13 protein-coding genes and 2 pseudogenes are annotated in these 16,535 nt (G+C 45.4%); all 15 read left to right on the forward strand.

Annotation, left to right across the window (positions count from 1 at the left end; all coding sequences use genetic code 11):
- Positions 1-113: 113 nt before the first annotated feature.
- Positions 114-1,466: an NCS2 family permease gene (locus BUB85_RS14105; protein ID WP_073111622.1), complete on the forward strand. Its 1,353-nt coding sequence runs from the start codon at positions 114-116 to the stop codon at positions 1,464-1,466.
- A gap of 24 nt (positions 1,467-1,490) precedes the next feature.
- Complete coding sequence (locus BUB85_RS14110) at positions 1,491-3,239, forward strand: adenine deaminase C-terminal domain-containing protein (RefSeq protein ID WP_073111624.1); 1,749 nt, start codon at positions 1,491-1,493, stop codon at positions 3,237-3,239.
- A gap of 319 nt (positions 3,240-3,558) precedes the next feature.
- Entirely contained in the window at positions 3,559-4,245 is a 687-nt protein-coding gene (locus BUB85_RS14115; protein ID WP_073111627.1) for a response regulator transcription factor, read from the forward strand.
- A gap of 8 nt (positions 4,246-4,253) precedes the next feature.
- Positions 4,254-5,170 (forward strand): annotated as a pseudogene (locus BUB85_RS22475) (sensor histidine kinase).
- A 75-nt stretch (positions 5,171-5,245) separates the two neighbouring features.
- Positions 5,246-5,929: an ABC transporter ATP-binding protein gene (locus BUB85_RS14125; protein ID WP_073111632.1), complete on the forward strand. Its 684-nt coding sequence runs from the start codon at positions 5,246-5,248 to the stop codon at positions 5,927-5,929.
- Positions 5,926-8,256 (forward strand): ABC transporter permease, encoded by a 2,331-nt coding sequence (locus tag BUB85_RS14130; RefSeq protein WP_073111634.1) that lies wholly within the window; start codon positions 5,926-5,928, stop codon positions 8,254-8,256. The genes BUB85_RS14125 and BUB85_RS14130 overlap by 4 nt, the downstream gene beginning before the upstream one ends.
- A 139-nt stretch (positions 8,257-8,395) precedes the next feature.
- On the forward strand, positions 8,396-11,059 hold the full coding sequence (gene mgtA, locus BUB85_RS14135) for a magnesium-translocating P-type ATPase (RefSeq protein ID WP_073111637.1): 2,664 nt from the start codon (positions 8,396-8,398) through the stop codon (positions 11,057-11,059).
- Between the two features lie 14 nt (positions 11,060-11,073).
- Positions 11,074-11,577 carry a winged helix-turn-helix domain-containing protein gene (locus BUB85_RS14140; protein ID WP_073111639.1) on the forward strand — a complete coding sequence of 168 codons (504 nt, stop codon included), beginning with the start codon at positions 11,074-11,076 and terminating at the stop codon, positions 11,575-11,577.
- Positions 11,578-11,697: 120 nt separating this feature from the next.
- Positions 11,698-14,466: a magnesium-translocating P-type ATPase gene (gene mgtA / locus BUB85_RS14145; RefSeq protein ID WP_073111641.1), complete on the forward strand. Its 2,769-nt coding sequence runs from the start codon at positions 11,698-11,700 to the stop codon at positions 14,464-14,466.
- A 13-nt stretch (positions 14,467-14,479) separates the two neighbouring features.
- The gene (locus BUB85_RS21770; protein WP_200803578.1) at positions 14,480-14,629 is read left to right on the forward strand and encodes a hypothetical protein; all 150 of its coding nucleotides are present in this window, start codon (positions 14,480-14,482) and stop codon (positions 14,627-14,629) included.
- Between the two features lie 147 nt (positions 14,630-14,776).
- Entirely contained in the window at positions 14,777-15,010 is a 234-nt protein-coding gene (locus BUB85_RS14150; RefSeq protein ID WP_073111643.1) for a helix-turn-helix transcriptional regulator, read from the forward strand.
- Positions 15,003-15,335 (forward strand): hypothetical protein, encoded by a 333-nt coding sequence (locus tag BUB85_RS14155; RefSeq protein WP_073111646.1) that lies wholly within the window; start codon positions 15,003-15,005, stop codon positions 15,333-15,335. The genes BUB85_RS14150 and BUB85_RS14155 overlap by 8 nt, the downstream gene beginning before the upstream one ends.
- 204 nt (positions 15,336-15,539) lie before the next feature.
- Entirely contained in the window at positions 15,540-15,731 is a 192-nt protein-coding gene (locus BUB85_RS14160) for a hypothetical protein (protein ID WP_073111648.1), read from the forward strand.
- Positions 15,732-15,770: 39 nt separating this feature from the next.
- A complete protein-coding gene (locus tag BUB85_RS14165) occupies positions 15,771-16,079 on the forward strand; it encodes a hypothetical protein (RefSeq protein WP_073111650.1) in 309 nt (102 codons plus the stop codon).
- A gap of 295 nt (positions 16,080-16,374) precedes the next feature.
- Positions 16,375-16,535: pseudogene (locus BUB85_RS14170) on the forward strand (transposase); the annotation flags it as partial.

Consider the following 16,535-nt stretch of genomic DNA (forward strand, 5'->3'; position numbering starts at 1 on the left):
GATGATCTGGCGGTATGCTTGTCGGGCAGTGACAGGCAATATAGTATAGCGGCAATGCATGGTAAATATACAAGATATGCATTGGACTTATAATCCTTTTCACTATACAATAAATGAGTAAGAAATGCAAAGGATACGTGAAAAAGAGGAGAAGAGAAATGAAGAGTTGGGTGGAGAAACAATTTAAGCTTTCTGAGAACGGCACAAATGTAAAAACAGAGATTTTTGCCGGAATCGCAACGTTCGTGACAATGGCGTACGTGCTGGCAACTGTTCCCAATATTTTGGGAGAAGCAGGGTTCAATAAGGGCGGCATTCTGACTGCCATGATTTTATTGATTATCGTTACGACAGTTGCCATGGCACTTTACACCAATCGCCCGTTTGCGCTGGCACCGGGACTTGGCAGTGTGAGCATAGTGGCAGGTATGGTGGCAAATGAGGGGATACCGGCTGATATAGCGGCAGGCATCATCTTCCTGAGTGGAGTGCTGTTCATACTTGTTTCATTCCTGGGACTGCGGGAGGCTGTTGTGCGCGTAATCCCAAAGAGCCTGAAGTTTGCTGTCAGTGCCGGAGTCGGTCTGTTCATCGCGCTGATCGGAGCGAAAGGATGTGGACTGATTGTAGCAAATGAGGCAAAAAATGTGTTGGGATTTGGGGATCTGAAATCACCACAGGTCATACTCGCTGTGATTGGATTTTTGATCATTCTGATTTTGAAGACCAGAAATGTACCGGGTTATATTATTTTATCGATTCTTATAACCACAATTATCGGAATCCCTATGGGAATCACAAAAATGCCGCAGCAGATCTTTGCACTGCCTTCCGGAATTGGAGATATCTTTCTTCAAATCAATATCTGGGGGGCATTGAAAATCGCCTATGTGCCGTTTCTGATTGCACTGTTTATACCGGATTTCTTCTCAACATTCGGAACGGTTCTCGGTGTAGGTGCGAAGGCTGGCTATCTGGACGAGGATGGAAATCTTCCGGGAATTGACAAATGCTTTCAGGTAGATGCGATTGCCACTGCACTGGGCGGTCTGTTCTGTATTCCATGTCTGACCACCTACCTGGAGTCCTCCGTGGGAGTGGAATCCGGCGGACGCACCGGTCTGACTACAATTTCAACCAGTGTGGTATTTGCACTCACATTGTTCTTGGCGCCGATTGCACTCATGATTCCGGGAGCGGCTACGGCACCGGCGTTGATTTACATTGGAATCGGCATGCTCAGTTCTATGAAAAATATAGATTACAGTGATGAAACAGAGTGCTTTCCTGCATTTATCTGTATCGTATTTACAATTTTTGCAAACAACATCGCAAATGGGATCTGTGCGGCACTGCCTGTATATTTGATTCTCAAGCTGATCTCCGGAAAGAGAAAAGAACTTTCACCGGCGTTGTACGTGATCGTGGCTGTGTGCGTATTTTATTTTTACAGTATCATTCGGTAGTTCAGAAGGAAAGGGAGCCGCAAAATGGAGAATCGGGCAGATATTATTTTTAAGAATGTAAAGGTCTACAACAGTTATTTTAAAAGCTTTCATCTCGCAGACGTGAGCGTGCTGGATGGGAAAATCTATTATATCGACCGTGAACAGAGCGGCCAGCTGATGGCAGAAGAAGAGTTAGACGCATCAGGCAGTTATATGATCCCTGGACTGGTGGACGTTCATATGCATATCGAGAGCTCTATGATGACACCGAAGATTTTCTGCGGCCAGCTGGCGTCCTGCGGCGTCACAACGATTGTCTCCGAGCCTCATGAGATGGCAAATGTGAACGGAATCCGCGGCATCCTGGATATGATCGACGCGGGGGAATCATGCGCCGTCGATATATTTTACGGAATACCAAGCTGCGTGCCGTCCACAAGTGAGGTACTTGAGACAACCGGCGGAATCATAGATTGTCAGGCGATGAAGCGTCTGCTGGAGAATGAGCGGATTATCTGCGTGGGCGAGATCATGAATTACCGACAGATTATCAAAGAAAATAATCTGGAGATTGGAAAGTTTCTCGACTATCTGAAGAAAATAAATTCCAATCTGGTTATTGAGGGGCATTGTCCGGACCTGGTGAATCTGGATCTGGCAAAATTCCTGTATCTTGGAATTAATGGGGACCACACAGAACATGACATCGAAGAGATCAGGCAGCGGTTTGAAAATGGAATGTATGTGGAACTTCAGGAAAAAATGGTCTCCCGTGAAATATTAGAGTTTATCGAAAAACATGGGCTGTACGAATATTTCGGGTTTGTGACGGACGATGTGATGGCAGATACGTTGTTTGAAGAGGGACAGCTGGATCATGTGGTGAGAAAGGCAATTCAGCTGGGGATGCCTCCGGAACAGGCGATATATAATGCAACCTTCACCAATGCCCGCAGAATGAATCTTCTGGACCGGGGAGTGCTTGCACCGGGCAAGAAAGCAGATTTTGTTCTGGTAGAAAATCCGGAGTCCCTGAAGGTGACAGCCACTTATAAGGATGGCCGGTGCATATATCGGCGGGAAAACAATTTAGAACATGTTCAGAAAAACAATGCACTGTGTGGTCAGACACAGGCAAAGCGCAGCTTCGGTGCAGAGTATTATCACAGCATTCAGTTGGAGAAAATGCCGCTGGATCGTTTCCAGATTCCGGTGGAAGGAGGAAACGATCAGGTGATGGTCCGCGTTATGGAGGTTTGTGACGGCAGCACCAAGACGAAGGAGCAACACACGACACTTCCGGTAGTGAACGGATTTCTGCAGTGGGAAAACAGTGCGTGCAGGCTGGCCATGGTTGCGGAACGCTACGGGAAAGAAGGTTCCATCGGCTACGGTCTGGTGTGCGGAGACATCATAAAGACAGGGGCTGTGGCAACCTCCTATGCACATGACAGTCATAACCTTCTGGTCGTGGGCGCCACGGCGAGAGAGATGCAGTTGGCCGCAAATCGGGTGATTGAACTCCAGGGCGGAATCGTGACAGCCGGAAATGAAAAAGTCACGGCAGAGCTGCCGCTTCAGGTGGGCGGAATCCTGTCGGAACAACCGATTGAGGAAATCAGCAGAGATCTGAAACGGGTACGGGAAGAAATGATCCGGCAAGGTTACTGCCATTACAATCCCATCATGTCATTGTGTACACTGACACTGCCCGTCAGCCCGAAGCTGAAATTGACCAATAAAGGACTTGTAAATGTAGGAGAGGGCAAGATTGTGCCGCTCCTGATATAAAGAAAATGCCATTGGCAGATACTGAAATAAGCATCCCCTCACTTTGTGCTCTGTGCACCGAAAGTGAGGGGATGCTTGTATTGTTCAATCGGAAGAACTATAATATGACGTAAGGGTCAAAAGGTATTTTGACCCTTGATACCTACGGATTATTCCGCACTTCGTGCTTCCATAATCCTAAAAACATTCGAAATCCGCCCTAATCGGGCTACTTTCTCATGTTTTGCGGGTCCCAAATTCATGCTTTTTCGTGCAAGCACGAAACGCATGACCTTTTGATCCTGGTATCATAATATAGGACAATGGAGAGTGAATATAAATGAAAAAGATATTTTTAGTTGAAGATGACCTGAGTTTAATGAATGGTCTGTCATTTGCCTTGAAAAAACAAGGATATGATTTAGATATTGCGCGCACTCATGGTGAGGCAGAGAGCATATGGACGGATGGAAAATATGATCTGGTGATTTTGGATGTATCCCTGCCTGACGGATCCGGTTTCCATATATGCAGAAAAATCCGGCAGACTTCGAAAGTGCCGATCGTGTTCCTGACTGCTGCAGATGAGGAAATGGATATAATTATGGGGCTTGACATCGGTGGGGATGATTATATTACAAAGCCCTTTAAGCTGGCTGTATTGATGTCGAGAATAAACGCTTTGCTCCGCAGAAGCAATGATTTTGTTCAGGACGAGACAGAACTATGTTCAAATAATATTAAGATGCTGCTTCTGAAAAGTAAGGTCTATAAAAATGAGGAACGACTGGAATTAACGGCAAGCGAATATAAATTGCTGCGGCTGTTTATGGAGAACCCGGATCAGGTGCTTTCCTCCGAACAGATTCTGCATCAGCTGTGGGATTGTGATGAAAGCTATGTAGACAGCAACACGCTCACCGTGTATATTCGCAGATTACGCACGAAAATCGAGGATGATCCCAGCACCCCGAAACGGATCGTCACGGTTCGCCGCATGGGATATAAATGGAATTTAGTGGATTGAGGTATGCGATGAAAATATTAGTAAATAAAAAAATCAAGACTCTGTTTTATGCAATATTGTTGTGTGTCGTGCTGTTTTCTGCTGCGGCACTTTCTTTTATGAAGTCTGGTCTTGAAAATTTGGCACTTTATATTTTCCTATGTGCGCTGTGCATGGCGGCAGCGATATCCATATTCTGCTATCAGTATTTCAGGGAACAGCAGAGATTGATTGAGAACGCCACCGCACAAATTACAGAGTATATTGCGGGGGATCACGGTGCCCATATTGAGTGTAACGATGAGGGCGGGCTGTACCGGCTTTTTCACGAAGTAAATTCAATGGAATTTTGCAGGACGAAGCACAAAATCTTCCCATAATCCAGGAGTTTACCGATCTTTCAGAGCAGGAGCTGGACAGAATGGAAACACTGGTCCAAAATCTCTTGAAAATCACAAAGCTGGATGCAGGTACCATCGTGATTGATAAACAGGCAGAGAGCGTGGATGAGATGATAGCCAGTGTACGTGAACATTTCCTGTTCCGCGCAGAACAGGAAGGAAAGGAGATTTGCCTGAACGGTGAAGATACGATTACTTTATTATGTGACAGGGACTGGCTGATGGAAGCAGTCGACAATATTGTAAAAAATGCACTCGATCATACAGAAAAAGGAAACAAAATACAGATCACATGGAAACAGTCTGCAGCGATTGTTCAGATTGTCATAAAAGACAATGGAAGGGGCATTCATCCGGAGGACATAAACCATATTTTTAAGCGTTTTTATCGCAGCCGGTTTTCGAAAGATACACAGGGAATCGGACTGGGACTGCCGCTTGCCAAGGCGATTATTGAAGAACACAATGGTACGATTGAGGTTGACAGTGAATTAGGTGTCGGCACGACTTTTACTATAAATTTTCTAATTCCTACAAAACTGTAGGCTGAGATTCATATTACAGTAGGGTTCGTGTGTTACTCTTTCCATACAGTTCAAAATAGAAAGAGAGGTTATACGATGAACTTATTAGAAGTAAAATCTATTTGTAAAACTTATGGTAGTGGTGAAGCTGCTGTGCAGGCATTAAAAAACGTCAGCTTTGGTGTTCCCAAAGGTGAATTTGTCGCGGTCGTCGGTGAATCCGGATCTGGAAAAAGCACACTTTTAAACATGGTGGGAGCACTGGATACGCCAACCTCCGGCAAGGTGTTTATTGATGGCAATGACACCTTTTCTATGAAAGACAATGCGCTTACTGTTTTTCGCAGAAGAAACGTGGGATTTATCTTTCAGGCATTCAACCTGATTTCGGAACTGACCGTTGAGCAGAATATTATTTTCCCGGTCCTGCTGGATTATCAGAAGCCGAACAAAAAGTATCTGGAAGAATTGCTGACGGTACTGAACTTAAAAGAGCGGCGCAATCATTTTCCAAGCCAGTTATCCGGAGGTCAGCAGCAAAGAGTCGCCATTGGACGTGCATTGATTACGCGGCCTGCCCTGATTCTGGCGGATGAACCGACCGGAAACCTGGATTCGCAGAACAGCAGCGAGGTGATAGCACTTCTGAAACAGGCGTCGAAAAAATATGAGCAAACCATTCTTATGATTACCCATAACCGAAGCATAGCCCAGACTGCGGACCGGGTGCTGCAGGTGTCGGATGGCACACTGACCGATTTTGGGAGGTGCCGTGAATGAAAAGCTATTTAAGTCTTATTCCAATCTCTGCAAAGGTCCGGAAAAGACAGAATCGCATGACAAGGCTGTGTATTATCATTTCGGTTCTGTTAGTGACAACGATTTTTAGTGTCGCAGACATGATGATTCGTAAAGAAAGCACTTCTATGTTGGAAAATAATGGAAACTGGCATGTTCAGCTGGATCAGATATCACAGGATATCGGAAAAGAAATCAGCCGGCGCCCGGACGTGAAAGCCATCGGCTGGTCGGAAGTATTCAATCAGGATGCCGACGAACCTTATTCTATTGATGGGAAAAAGGCTGCTCTGATCGGCACAGACGAAGCATATATGACACAGCTTATGAATGGTCTTAAGGAAGGAAAATTTCCACAAAGTGATGAGGAGGTCATGCTCAGCACCAATGCGAAAGAGGCCATTGGCGCGCAGCTTGGTGACCGCATTACCCTGCATACCCCTGCGGGAGATACCGTGTTTACGGTATCCGGATTTGGTGCGGACGACGACAAATATTATCAGGGGCAGACTTATCTGGTCGGCATATGCATGACGCGGACTTCCTTTTCAGCTATCATGGGGGAAAACGAAATTGCAGAAAGTCCGAGCTGCTATGTGCAGTTCCAGGATGCAGCAAAGGCCGCCAAGGCGATTTCGGAGCTGACTGCACAGTATCATTTATCAAAGGACCGTATTTCTGAAAATACCGCAGTTATGGGGATTTCCGGAAAGAGCAGCAGCAAAGTCATGAAAAATATCTATGGCATAGCAGCGGTGCTGTTTGTTTTAGTTCTGCTGGCCGGAGTATTGATGATTTCCGGCAGTATGAACAGCAATGTAACGCAGCGCACTCGCTTTTTTGGAATGCTGCGCTGTATAGGCGCAAGCCGCGGACAAATTATCCGGTTTGTCCGTCTGGAAGCGTTGAACTGGTGTAAAACGGCGGTGCCTGTTGGCGTGGCTCTGGGCACGGCAATCAGTTGGGCTGTCTGTGCGCTCCTGCATTATGGAATCGGTGGTGAATTTGCCACAACGCCAGTATTCGCGTTCAGCCCGGTAGGAGTGATAAGCGGTATTGTTGTAGGGATTACGACTGTGTTGTTGGCAGCACAATCTCCGGCGAAACATGCGGCAAGGGTATCACCGGTGGCAGCAATATCCGGGAACACAGAAACAGAGCGGTCTGTACGACGCGCAGTAAAATCTTCTTTTGGTAAAATAGAATGGAACTTAGGGATTCATCATGCGGCAGCATCCAGAAAGAACTGGGTACTGATGACAGCCTCCTTTGCGCTTAGTATTATTCTGTTGCTTACATTTTCGGTGGGGATGGATTTGGCACGTGAGCTGATTCCATCGTTGCGGTCATGGCAGCCAGATATAATACTGACTGGCTATGCGAACGCTCTTGTGATGGATCGAGCACTGGTCGATGAAATTGACAAAATTCCCGGCGTAAAGCATACATTTGGCAGCTGCTATGCGGACAACATTCCGGCAACCTCCTCGCGCGCCTCCATCGATCACATTAATCTGGTCTCCTACGACACGTACATGATGGAATGTGCGCAGAAAAGTGTTGTCCAGGGAGATTTTTCAGAGATTAGCGGAGACGGCAGCAAGGTGATGACTATTTACAATAAAAACAACCCATTTCGAGTGGGTGATACAATCGATGTTGGAGGAACCGAGCTTGAAGTGGCCTGCGCGCTATCAGAAGGTTTGTTTGCAGATGATCTGATTATAATCTGTCCGCAGGAAATGTTTGACCGGCTGATGGGCGAAGAAAAATATGGTACGATAGGTGTGCAGCTTGATAAAACAGCGACAGAGGAAACCGTGGAAAAAATCAGCAGCTTTGTAACGGGGGATGTAATCTTTTCAGACACGCGTAAAAGCAATGAAGAAAATATCTCCACATATTGGGCAACGAGAGTGGTTGGATATGGATTTTTGATTATCATCGGGATGATTACGGTGTTCAATATCATTAACAGTATTTCTATGAGTGTATCTGCAAGGACAAAACAGTATGGTGCCATGAGAGCAGTTGGCATGGATGACAGCCAACTGACCAGAATGATCACCGCTGAGACCTTCACCTATGCATTTTCCGGATTGGTGGTGGGCTGTGGAATCGGGATTCCACTCAGCCGAAGCCTGTATGTCCAGTTAATCACAAGACATTTCGGAAAAGCATGGACGCTGCCGACGCTGCTGATCTGCATCATTGTTCTGTTTGTTCTTGCTGCGGCGCTGGCTGCTGTTTATGTGCCGGCAAAGCGGATTCGCAGCATGGCTGTAACGGATACGATCAATGAATTGTAGTGTACGTATGGGGGTGAGTCATGAAATTCACTGATAGCGAAAACCGCAATCGCAAGAAAAAAACAAGAATTAAATAAAAGCCTTTCAGGCGTCCATGTGTTAAAATAACAACATGTAAAAAAAGAGAGGGGGAATTAGTTTGCCGAAATCGACGCTGTTAAGCAGCCGCATGAAAAAGTATGCCTACCGTGACACATTGGAAATTTATCAGGATATTCCTACGTCACCGGACGGTCTGACACTCAAACAGGTGGAAACCATGCGGGAGCAATATGGAGCAAATCAGCTGACCGGCAGGAAAAACGATACTCTGTGGTATCGTCTTCGGCGCGCTTTTATTAATCCTTTTACCGTGATTCTGTTTGTTCTGGCTGCAGTTTCTTTGATTACGGATGTTCTGCTGGTTTCTGATTTCAGCCGGAATATTACGACAGTTGTGATTATCTGCGTTATGATCCTGATCAGCGGGACGATTCGACTGGTGCAGGAACTTCGCGCGAAAAACGCTTCTGATCGTTTGGGAAGGCTGATCCATGCCAGTGTCACCGTCAAGCGGGAGGGAGTGCTGATCGATATTCCGGCAGAAAACTTGGTGGTAGGTGATCTGGTTTTTCTTTCTCCGGGTGATCGGATTCCGGCTGACTTAAGATTGGTGAAAACACAGGATTTGTTCATTTCGCAGGCTGCAGTCACAGGGGAGAGTGCGATTCTGGAAAAAGACAGCCGCACCAGTCGATATTCTGAGCAGCTCCCGATCATACAACTAAAGAACCTTGCGTTTATGGCGACTACCGTCATCAGCGGAAAAGGCGAGGGAATTGTACTGGCGGTTGGGAAGGATACCTTATACGGCAATTTTATCCGTCCCGATTCCGAAGGCTCCACAGCATTTCAAAAGGGTGCGAATTCCATTGCATGGGTGATGCTCCGCTTTATGATGATTCTGGTGCCCATCGTATTTCTGGTTTCTGGAATTACCAAGGGAGATTGGGTGGAATCTTTTGTATTTGCTCTTTCCGTAGCAGTGGGGCTGACTCCGGAAATGCTTCCCATGGTTATTACTGCCTGCCTTGCAAAGGGCAGCCTCTCGCTGTCCAAGAAGCAGACGATCGTGAAAAATATCAACGCCATGCAGGGCTTTGGCAGTATGGACGTGCTTTGTATGGACAAAACCGGTACATTGACCAATGAACGTATTCTTCTGGAATACTATATGGACATCCTTGGAAATGAAAGTGCAAAAACTTTGGAGTTTGCTTATTTGAACAGTTATTATCACTCCGGTGTGCGCAATCCTATTGATAATGCGATCCTTGCCTGCCGTACCATGCCGAAGCAGGAGAACGTCTATGCCGCGCTGGTAAAGCGTTTTCAAAAAGCAGATGAGATTCCCTTTGATTACAGCCGCAAATTTGTCAGCACGCTGGTGACAGATGAAAACGGAATGCACGAACTGATCGTCAAAGGGGATATCGGGCAGATCTTTTCCCATTGCAGCTTTGTAGAATATCAGGGAAAGGTCCTGCCAATCGAGGACAGTGGATTTGACAATGTGACGGCTATTGTAGATGAGATGCTGGAAGATGGCATGAAGGTCATCGCCATCGCCCACAAAAGCCTTGGAGCGCAGGACCGGATCGTCTCAGCAGATGAAAAAGATTTGACACTTATGGGGTATCTGGCCTTTTTTGATGCACCGAAAAAATCGGCAGCCGGTTCCGTTCAGGCACTGAAAAAATTACAGGTGCGGCCTAAAATTCTGACCGGAGACCGGGCGGAAATCGCGGTGTCAATCTGCCGCAGAGTGGAAATTTCCGTAGATTGGCTTATGACAGGTTCAGAAATCAATCAGCTTTCGGATGAGCATCTCCGCTCTATCGTGGAGCAGACGGATGTGTTCGCGGAACTGGCACCGGGGCAAAAAGTCCGGATACTCAATGCACTGAGGGAAAACGGCCATACCGTAGGATTTCTGGGGGATGGTATGAATGATATTCCTGCGCTCAGTGAGGCAGACGTCGGTATTTCTGTGGACACGGCCGTGGATGCAGCGAAGGACATCGCCGATGTGGTTTTGCTGCAAAAGGATCTGACGGTTCTGGAACAGGGGATTTTGGAAGGACGAAAAACGTTTTCCAACATGATTAAATATATTAAAATCACGGCAAGTTCCAATTTCGGAAATATGCTGTCCATTGTCTGCGCCAGTGCGGTTTTGCCATTCCTGCCCATGACAGCGATCCAGCTTTTACTTTTGAATCTGCTTTACGATGCGCTGTGCATAATTTTGCCGTGGGACAACGTAGATGCGGAAGATATGGTCACACCGCGAGCCTGGTCAGGAAAAACGCTGGGGCGGTTCATGTGCGCCTTTGGGCCTATCAGTTCTGTATTTGATATTTTGACCTTTTTGTTTTTATATTTTATTTTGTGTCCTGCCTTGTGCGGCGGGCTGACCTATACACAGATGGCTGATTCAGCGATGCGGGCACAGTATATTGCCATTTTCCAGACCGGCTGGTTTTTGGAATCTATGTGGACGCAGGTGATGATTCTGCACCTGCTGCGCACAAGGAAAGTTACTTTCCTGCAAAGCAGGGCATCCAATCCCGTTCTGCTCATTACGCTGGCTGGAATCGTCGCGTTTACGCTTCTGACTATGACGCCGCTGGCCGCCGTGCTTGGCCTGACCAGGCTGCCGCTTTTGTACTTTGGCTTTTTGCTGTTGATGGTGCTGCTTTATATGCTGCTGACGACGGCAGCCAAGCGTGTGTATCAAAACCGGTATCATGAATTACTTTGAGAGGAGGAATTACATTGAAAAAGAATATAAGCTTTATCCCAATGGATTCCATCCTGTCTCAATGGCTCTGTAAAAAATTAAAACAGGAACCTCCCAAGACACCCTGCGCCGGAGAACTATTGGCCGGTGTGCAGGAAATGCTGACCGGAGAAACTCAAACGCTGATGCTGGGTGCGCAGGGAGATGTAGATACCTTTCCTGCTGCCGGAGAGGATGGAATCTGCATCGGGGACCTTTCCATACATCCAAAGAGCCGGAAAGTAATACTCCGCGGCTGTGAGGTGAATCTGACTCCGAAAGAATTTGATATTTTATATTTCCTGATCCAGAATCGTGGCGAGGTATTCACAAAAGAGCAGATTTACCGTGCCGTCTGGGAAGAAGACTTCTTACTGTCAGACAGCAATATCATGGCGTTTATTCGGAAACTGCGAAAAAAGATCGAACCAAATCCGGATGCACCGGAATACATTTTGACCATTTGGGGAATCGGCTATAAGTTTAATGATACTCTGTAAAATACATAGGAATTTCTTGCAAAAATGCAAGGAAAACGCAAGGTTTCGACCATGTGATTTTCCTTGTGTTTTTTTTATACTGAAAAAGAAGTTTGAAAAAAGAGAAGGAGGGTAACACCAATGAATAGAAAAATGAATAACAGAATGCTGATACACAAAATAACAGAAAAAGCGGTTCTGCGTGATGAGCAGGAGCGTCGCATCCACTATGCAGCGACGCAGCCCATCAAGGAAACTTTGAAAAGCCTGCATTCCGAGCTGACAGGGCTGGATGAAACGGCGGTTGCGACCAACCGTGCACAATACGGCGAAAACAAAATCACGCGTGAAAAAAAGAAATCTCTCTTCAAGCGTTTGACAGAAGCGTTTGTAAATCCTTTTACCGGTATTTTGTTCTGCCTGGCACTGGTGTCTGGTGTCACAGATATGTTGTTTCCAATGATGCGCTTGTTTGGAAATGCACCGGAGGATTTTGACTGTCTGACGGTTGTGATCATTCTTACGATGGTCATCATTTCAGGGACGCTGCGTTTTGTACAGGAGTCCCGCAGTGGAAATGCGGCAGAAAAGCTGCTTGCCATGATCACGACCACCTGCACCGTGGACAGAAAGGAGCAGGCAAAGCAGGAAATCCCGCTGGATGCTGCAGTCGTGGGGGATATCGTTCATCTGTCCGCAGGTGATATGATTCCTGCGGATGTTCGAATCCTGGAAGCGAAGGATTTGTTTATCAGCCAGTCATCTCTGACAGGAGAGAGCGAACCTGTTGAAAAACTGGCAAATATAAGCGAGCCATATGATTCCATCACAGATTATCAAAACATTGCGTTTATGGGCAGCAATGTGATCTCAGGCAGCGCGACGGCGGTTATTGTATGTACGGGGGATCACACATTGTTTGGAGCCATGGCTTCTGCCGTGGCAGGCGAGGCGGTGGAAACCAGTTTCACCAAAGGAGTCAATGCGGTATCCTGGGTGCTGATTCGATTTATGCTGGTCATGGTGCCGGTGGTGCTCTTTATCAACGGTTTTACCAAAGGGGATTGGCTGCAGGCGTTTTTATTTGCAATCTCTATTGCGGTAGGACTGACCCCTGAAATGCTGCCGATGATTGTTACGACCTGTCTTGCCAAGGGTGCAGTTGCTATGAGCAGAAAAAAGACCATTGTAAAAAATCTCAATTCCATTCAGAACTTTGGTGCGATTGACATTCTCTGCACGGACAAAACGGGAACCCTTACTCAGGACCAGGTAGTGCTGGAATATCACCTGGATGTGAACGGAAAGGAGGATGTGCGGGTGCTCCGACATGCCTACCTGAACAGCTATTTTCAAACCGGATATAAAAATCTGATGGATCTGGCTATTATTCGCAAAACAGAAGAGGAAGAGGCAGAAGATCCACAGCTGATCGATCTGTCCGAACATTATATTAAGGTGGATGAGATCCCCTTTGATTTTACCCGTCGTCGTCTGTCCACCGTGGTTCAGGATAAAAATGGAAAAACGCAGATCGTGACCAAGGGCGCGGTGGAAGAGATGCTCTCCATCTGTACCTATGCCGAGATGGATGGAGCCGTACAGCCGCTGACCGAAGAGCTGCGCTGTAATATTTTGAAAACAGTGGATGATTTAAATGAGGACGGCATGCGCGTGATTGCCATTGCGCAAAAGAGCAACCCGTCCCCGGTGGGAGCATTTGGAGCCAAAGATGAATGTGACATGGTGCTAATCGGTTATCTGGCATTTCTTGATCCGCCGAAGGAGTCTACCGCGGATGCAATCAAAGCCTTGAAAGCACATGGTGTCACAACAAAAATTCTGACAGGAGATAACGATAAAGTCACTCGTACCATCTGCAAACAAGTGGGGCTGAAAGTGCGGAATATGCTGCTGGGAACCGACCTCGACCGCATGACAGATGAGGAACTGGCAAGAACGGCAGAAGTCACAGACGTGTTTGCCAAATTGACGCCGGAGCAGAAATCCCGTGTGGTGACGATCCTGCGCGGTGCCGGGCATACGGTTGGATATATGGGGGATGGCATCAATGATGCTGCGGCTATGAAGGCAGCCGATATCGGAATTTCCGTAGATACGGCTGTGGATGTTGCCAAGGAATCGGCGGATATTATTCTGCTGGAAAAAGATCTAATGGTGTTGGAAGAGGGGATTATTGAGGGACGGAAAACCTATGCCAATATGATAAAGTACATCAAGATGACCGCTTCTTCCAACTTTGGAAATATGTTCTCCGTACTGGTATCTTCTGCGCTGCTGCCGTTTCTGCCTATGGAGAGCATTCACCTGATTTTGTTGAATTTGATTTACGACTTAAGCTGTACGGCTATTCCCTGGGATAATGTGGATGAGGATTTTATTGCGGTTCCACGAAAGTGGGATGCGTCCTCTGTCGGCAGTTTTATGATCTGGATTGGACCGACCAGTTCGATCTTCGATTTCACCACCTACATTTTTATGTATTTTGTATTCTGCCCTTTGTTTGTTTCCGGCGGCGTGCTGTACAATGATCTTGCAAATCATTTCAGTGGAGCGGAACTTGCACAGATGCAGACCACTTATATCGCAATGTTTCAGGCGGGCTGGTTTGTGGAATCTATGTGGAGCCAGACACTGGTCATTCACATGATCCGTACAAAAAAACTGCCATTCCTCCAGAGCCATGCGTCAGCGCCGTTGACGCTGCTGACCTGCTCAGGAATCGCACTGCTGACCATCATTCCGTTTACTGGTTTGGGCAGATTATTAGGATTTGTGGCACTTCCGGCGACCTACTTTGTCTATCTGATTCCGTGTATCCTGCTGTATATGTGTCTTGCAACCAGCTTGAAAAAAGCGTACGTACGCCACTATGGCGAATTACTCTAAGGAGGTATGAACAATGAATTGGACAACGATCTGGATGAAACTTTTTGGAACGACACAGTTTCTCGGCCTGAACATGGGATTTTGGGCCGCGATCCTCGCGGTGGCGCTTATCGTCATTTTGATGAATGTTGTATTTTGGAAGATGAAACCGAAGAAAAAATGATATTGCGGCATATAAACAGGATATGAGGGATGCCGGGTTTGCTTCGGTGCGCTATGGTATGGGGCGAGGGCTCTAATATTTTCCCATTACAAAATGTAAAAAATATGTTATAATCAAGGGCAGAAATTAAACGAAAGGATGGCGGACATGGCAGGCAAAGATAGGTACAAATTTGATAGCAAAATTCATGTGTATCGGGCAACCAAACGCATGACGCAGCAGGAGCTTGCGGACTTAGTCGGCGTGTCACGTCAGACGATTATGCAGCTTGAACGGAACCGATATAATCCGTCTATGTTACTGGCATATAGTATCGCGAAGGTTTTTGATGTTACCATAGAGGATTTATTTGATTTTAAGGAGGAAGGGAAAGATGCTTGAGATGTTTCAGAATCTGATGTCCAGTAGAACTTTTTTTATAACAGGCGCACAGCTGGGAGTAGTTGTTACCGTAATATTTATTATTATGATTGTACGGAAACGAAATCGCGATGAGCGTGGATGGAAAATTTTTGGAAAAGCAAGCATTGCGGCATTCATTTGGCTTATTTTAATTATAAATGTTATTGCAAAAATCACAGGCAATGCAAGTTACCCTCATGAACAAATAGGGTATCATCAATTTGCCAATACTTTACAGTGGGTTTATGACACAACAATTCTGGTGGAAATCGTAGCTGTTTTTATAATAAGACATAGAGAGTAAAACTAGTACAGCTATTGTTGCAATTTTGAGAAAAACCGAATAGTGGAGTCTTTGTAGAAATTCAGTCGAGCCTTCCTGCGGACTGAATTTTTTTGTTTTGATATGTATGAAATAGTAGACATTTAGTAGAAAATAGATTATACTTTGGTCAAGGACAAGGGAGGTACGGAATTAACTATATTTGTTCCGGAAAGGAGATGTGTTATGAGCGAAAAAGGGTTATTTGATAAAGTTATAGACTCTGCAAAAAAAATCAATATAGCTGGTATTCCGGGAAATACCGTAGAAAATTTCAACTTATGTGGTATACCGGGACTTACGATTGATAAAGCAGTGAAAAATTTTACTGAAACAGGCAGTGCTATGGTGTCTAAAGAAGAAAAATCTGAAGAATAGGCCACTTGGTATATGTTATCTGAGAAAGGATAATGGATTATGACAGAAAAAAATTTAACAGCAAGTATCACAGTTAAGAAACAACAGAATATGAAATTATTTCAAGCCGTAACATTGACCGTCTTAACACTTGTTTGGATTGTATTTGGTTGCGCACTTTGTCTTGGAAATAGTACATATATTTCAAGATACGCACTTCTGATATTACCGTTGTCTCTCATGAATCTTAAAGTCATGTTCACAAGAGAAAAGGCACAAACTAAAGTATTAAATATTTTAGCAAAGTTGAATGGTGTATTACTTTTTGTTTGGGCAATCGTTACGATTGTTTCCGTTATATTGAAATAGTGTGTCATTAGAGTATTGCGTTTGAAAACAATGCTGACGCATTCTCGTTACTTTAGTTGTGATTTAGTCAGCATAAAATAATTATGTGCCTTTCGGCACTTGAGGATTTTATTCATTTTACTTTATCTGTCTTCGAATTGCTGTTCATTCACGATCTTTCACGAATTGATTTCGAACTATTTTATACAGCACGAATCAGAACATACATTCGAAAAAATCTTGATTTATATGCTTACATATGGTATTATATGTATATGGAAAAACATTTGATTTAAACAATATTTCAAAACTTACTGCAGAGCAGTATGCATTTCGGATATTGGCAATGGAGGTCATGCCGGATCATATCCATCTTTTACTAGATTGTAGACCACAGTTTTTGATTTCAGATATGATCAAGATCATGAAAGGGAATTTGGCAAGAAGACTTTTTCTTGATCACCCGGAACTGAAATC

The sequence above is a fragment of the Hespellia stercorisuis DSM 15480 genome, from assembly GCF_900142165.1.
Classification (GTDB): domain Bacteria; phylum Bacillota; class Clostridia; order Lachnospirales; family Lachnospiraceae; genus Hespellia; species Hespellia stercorisuis.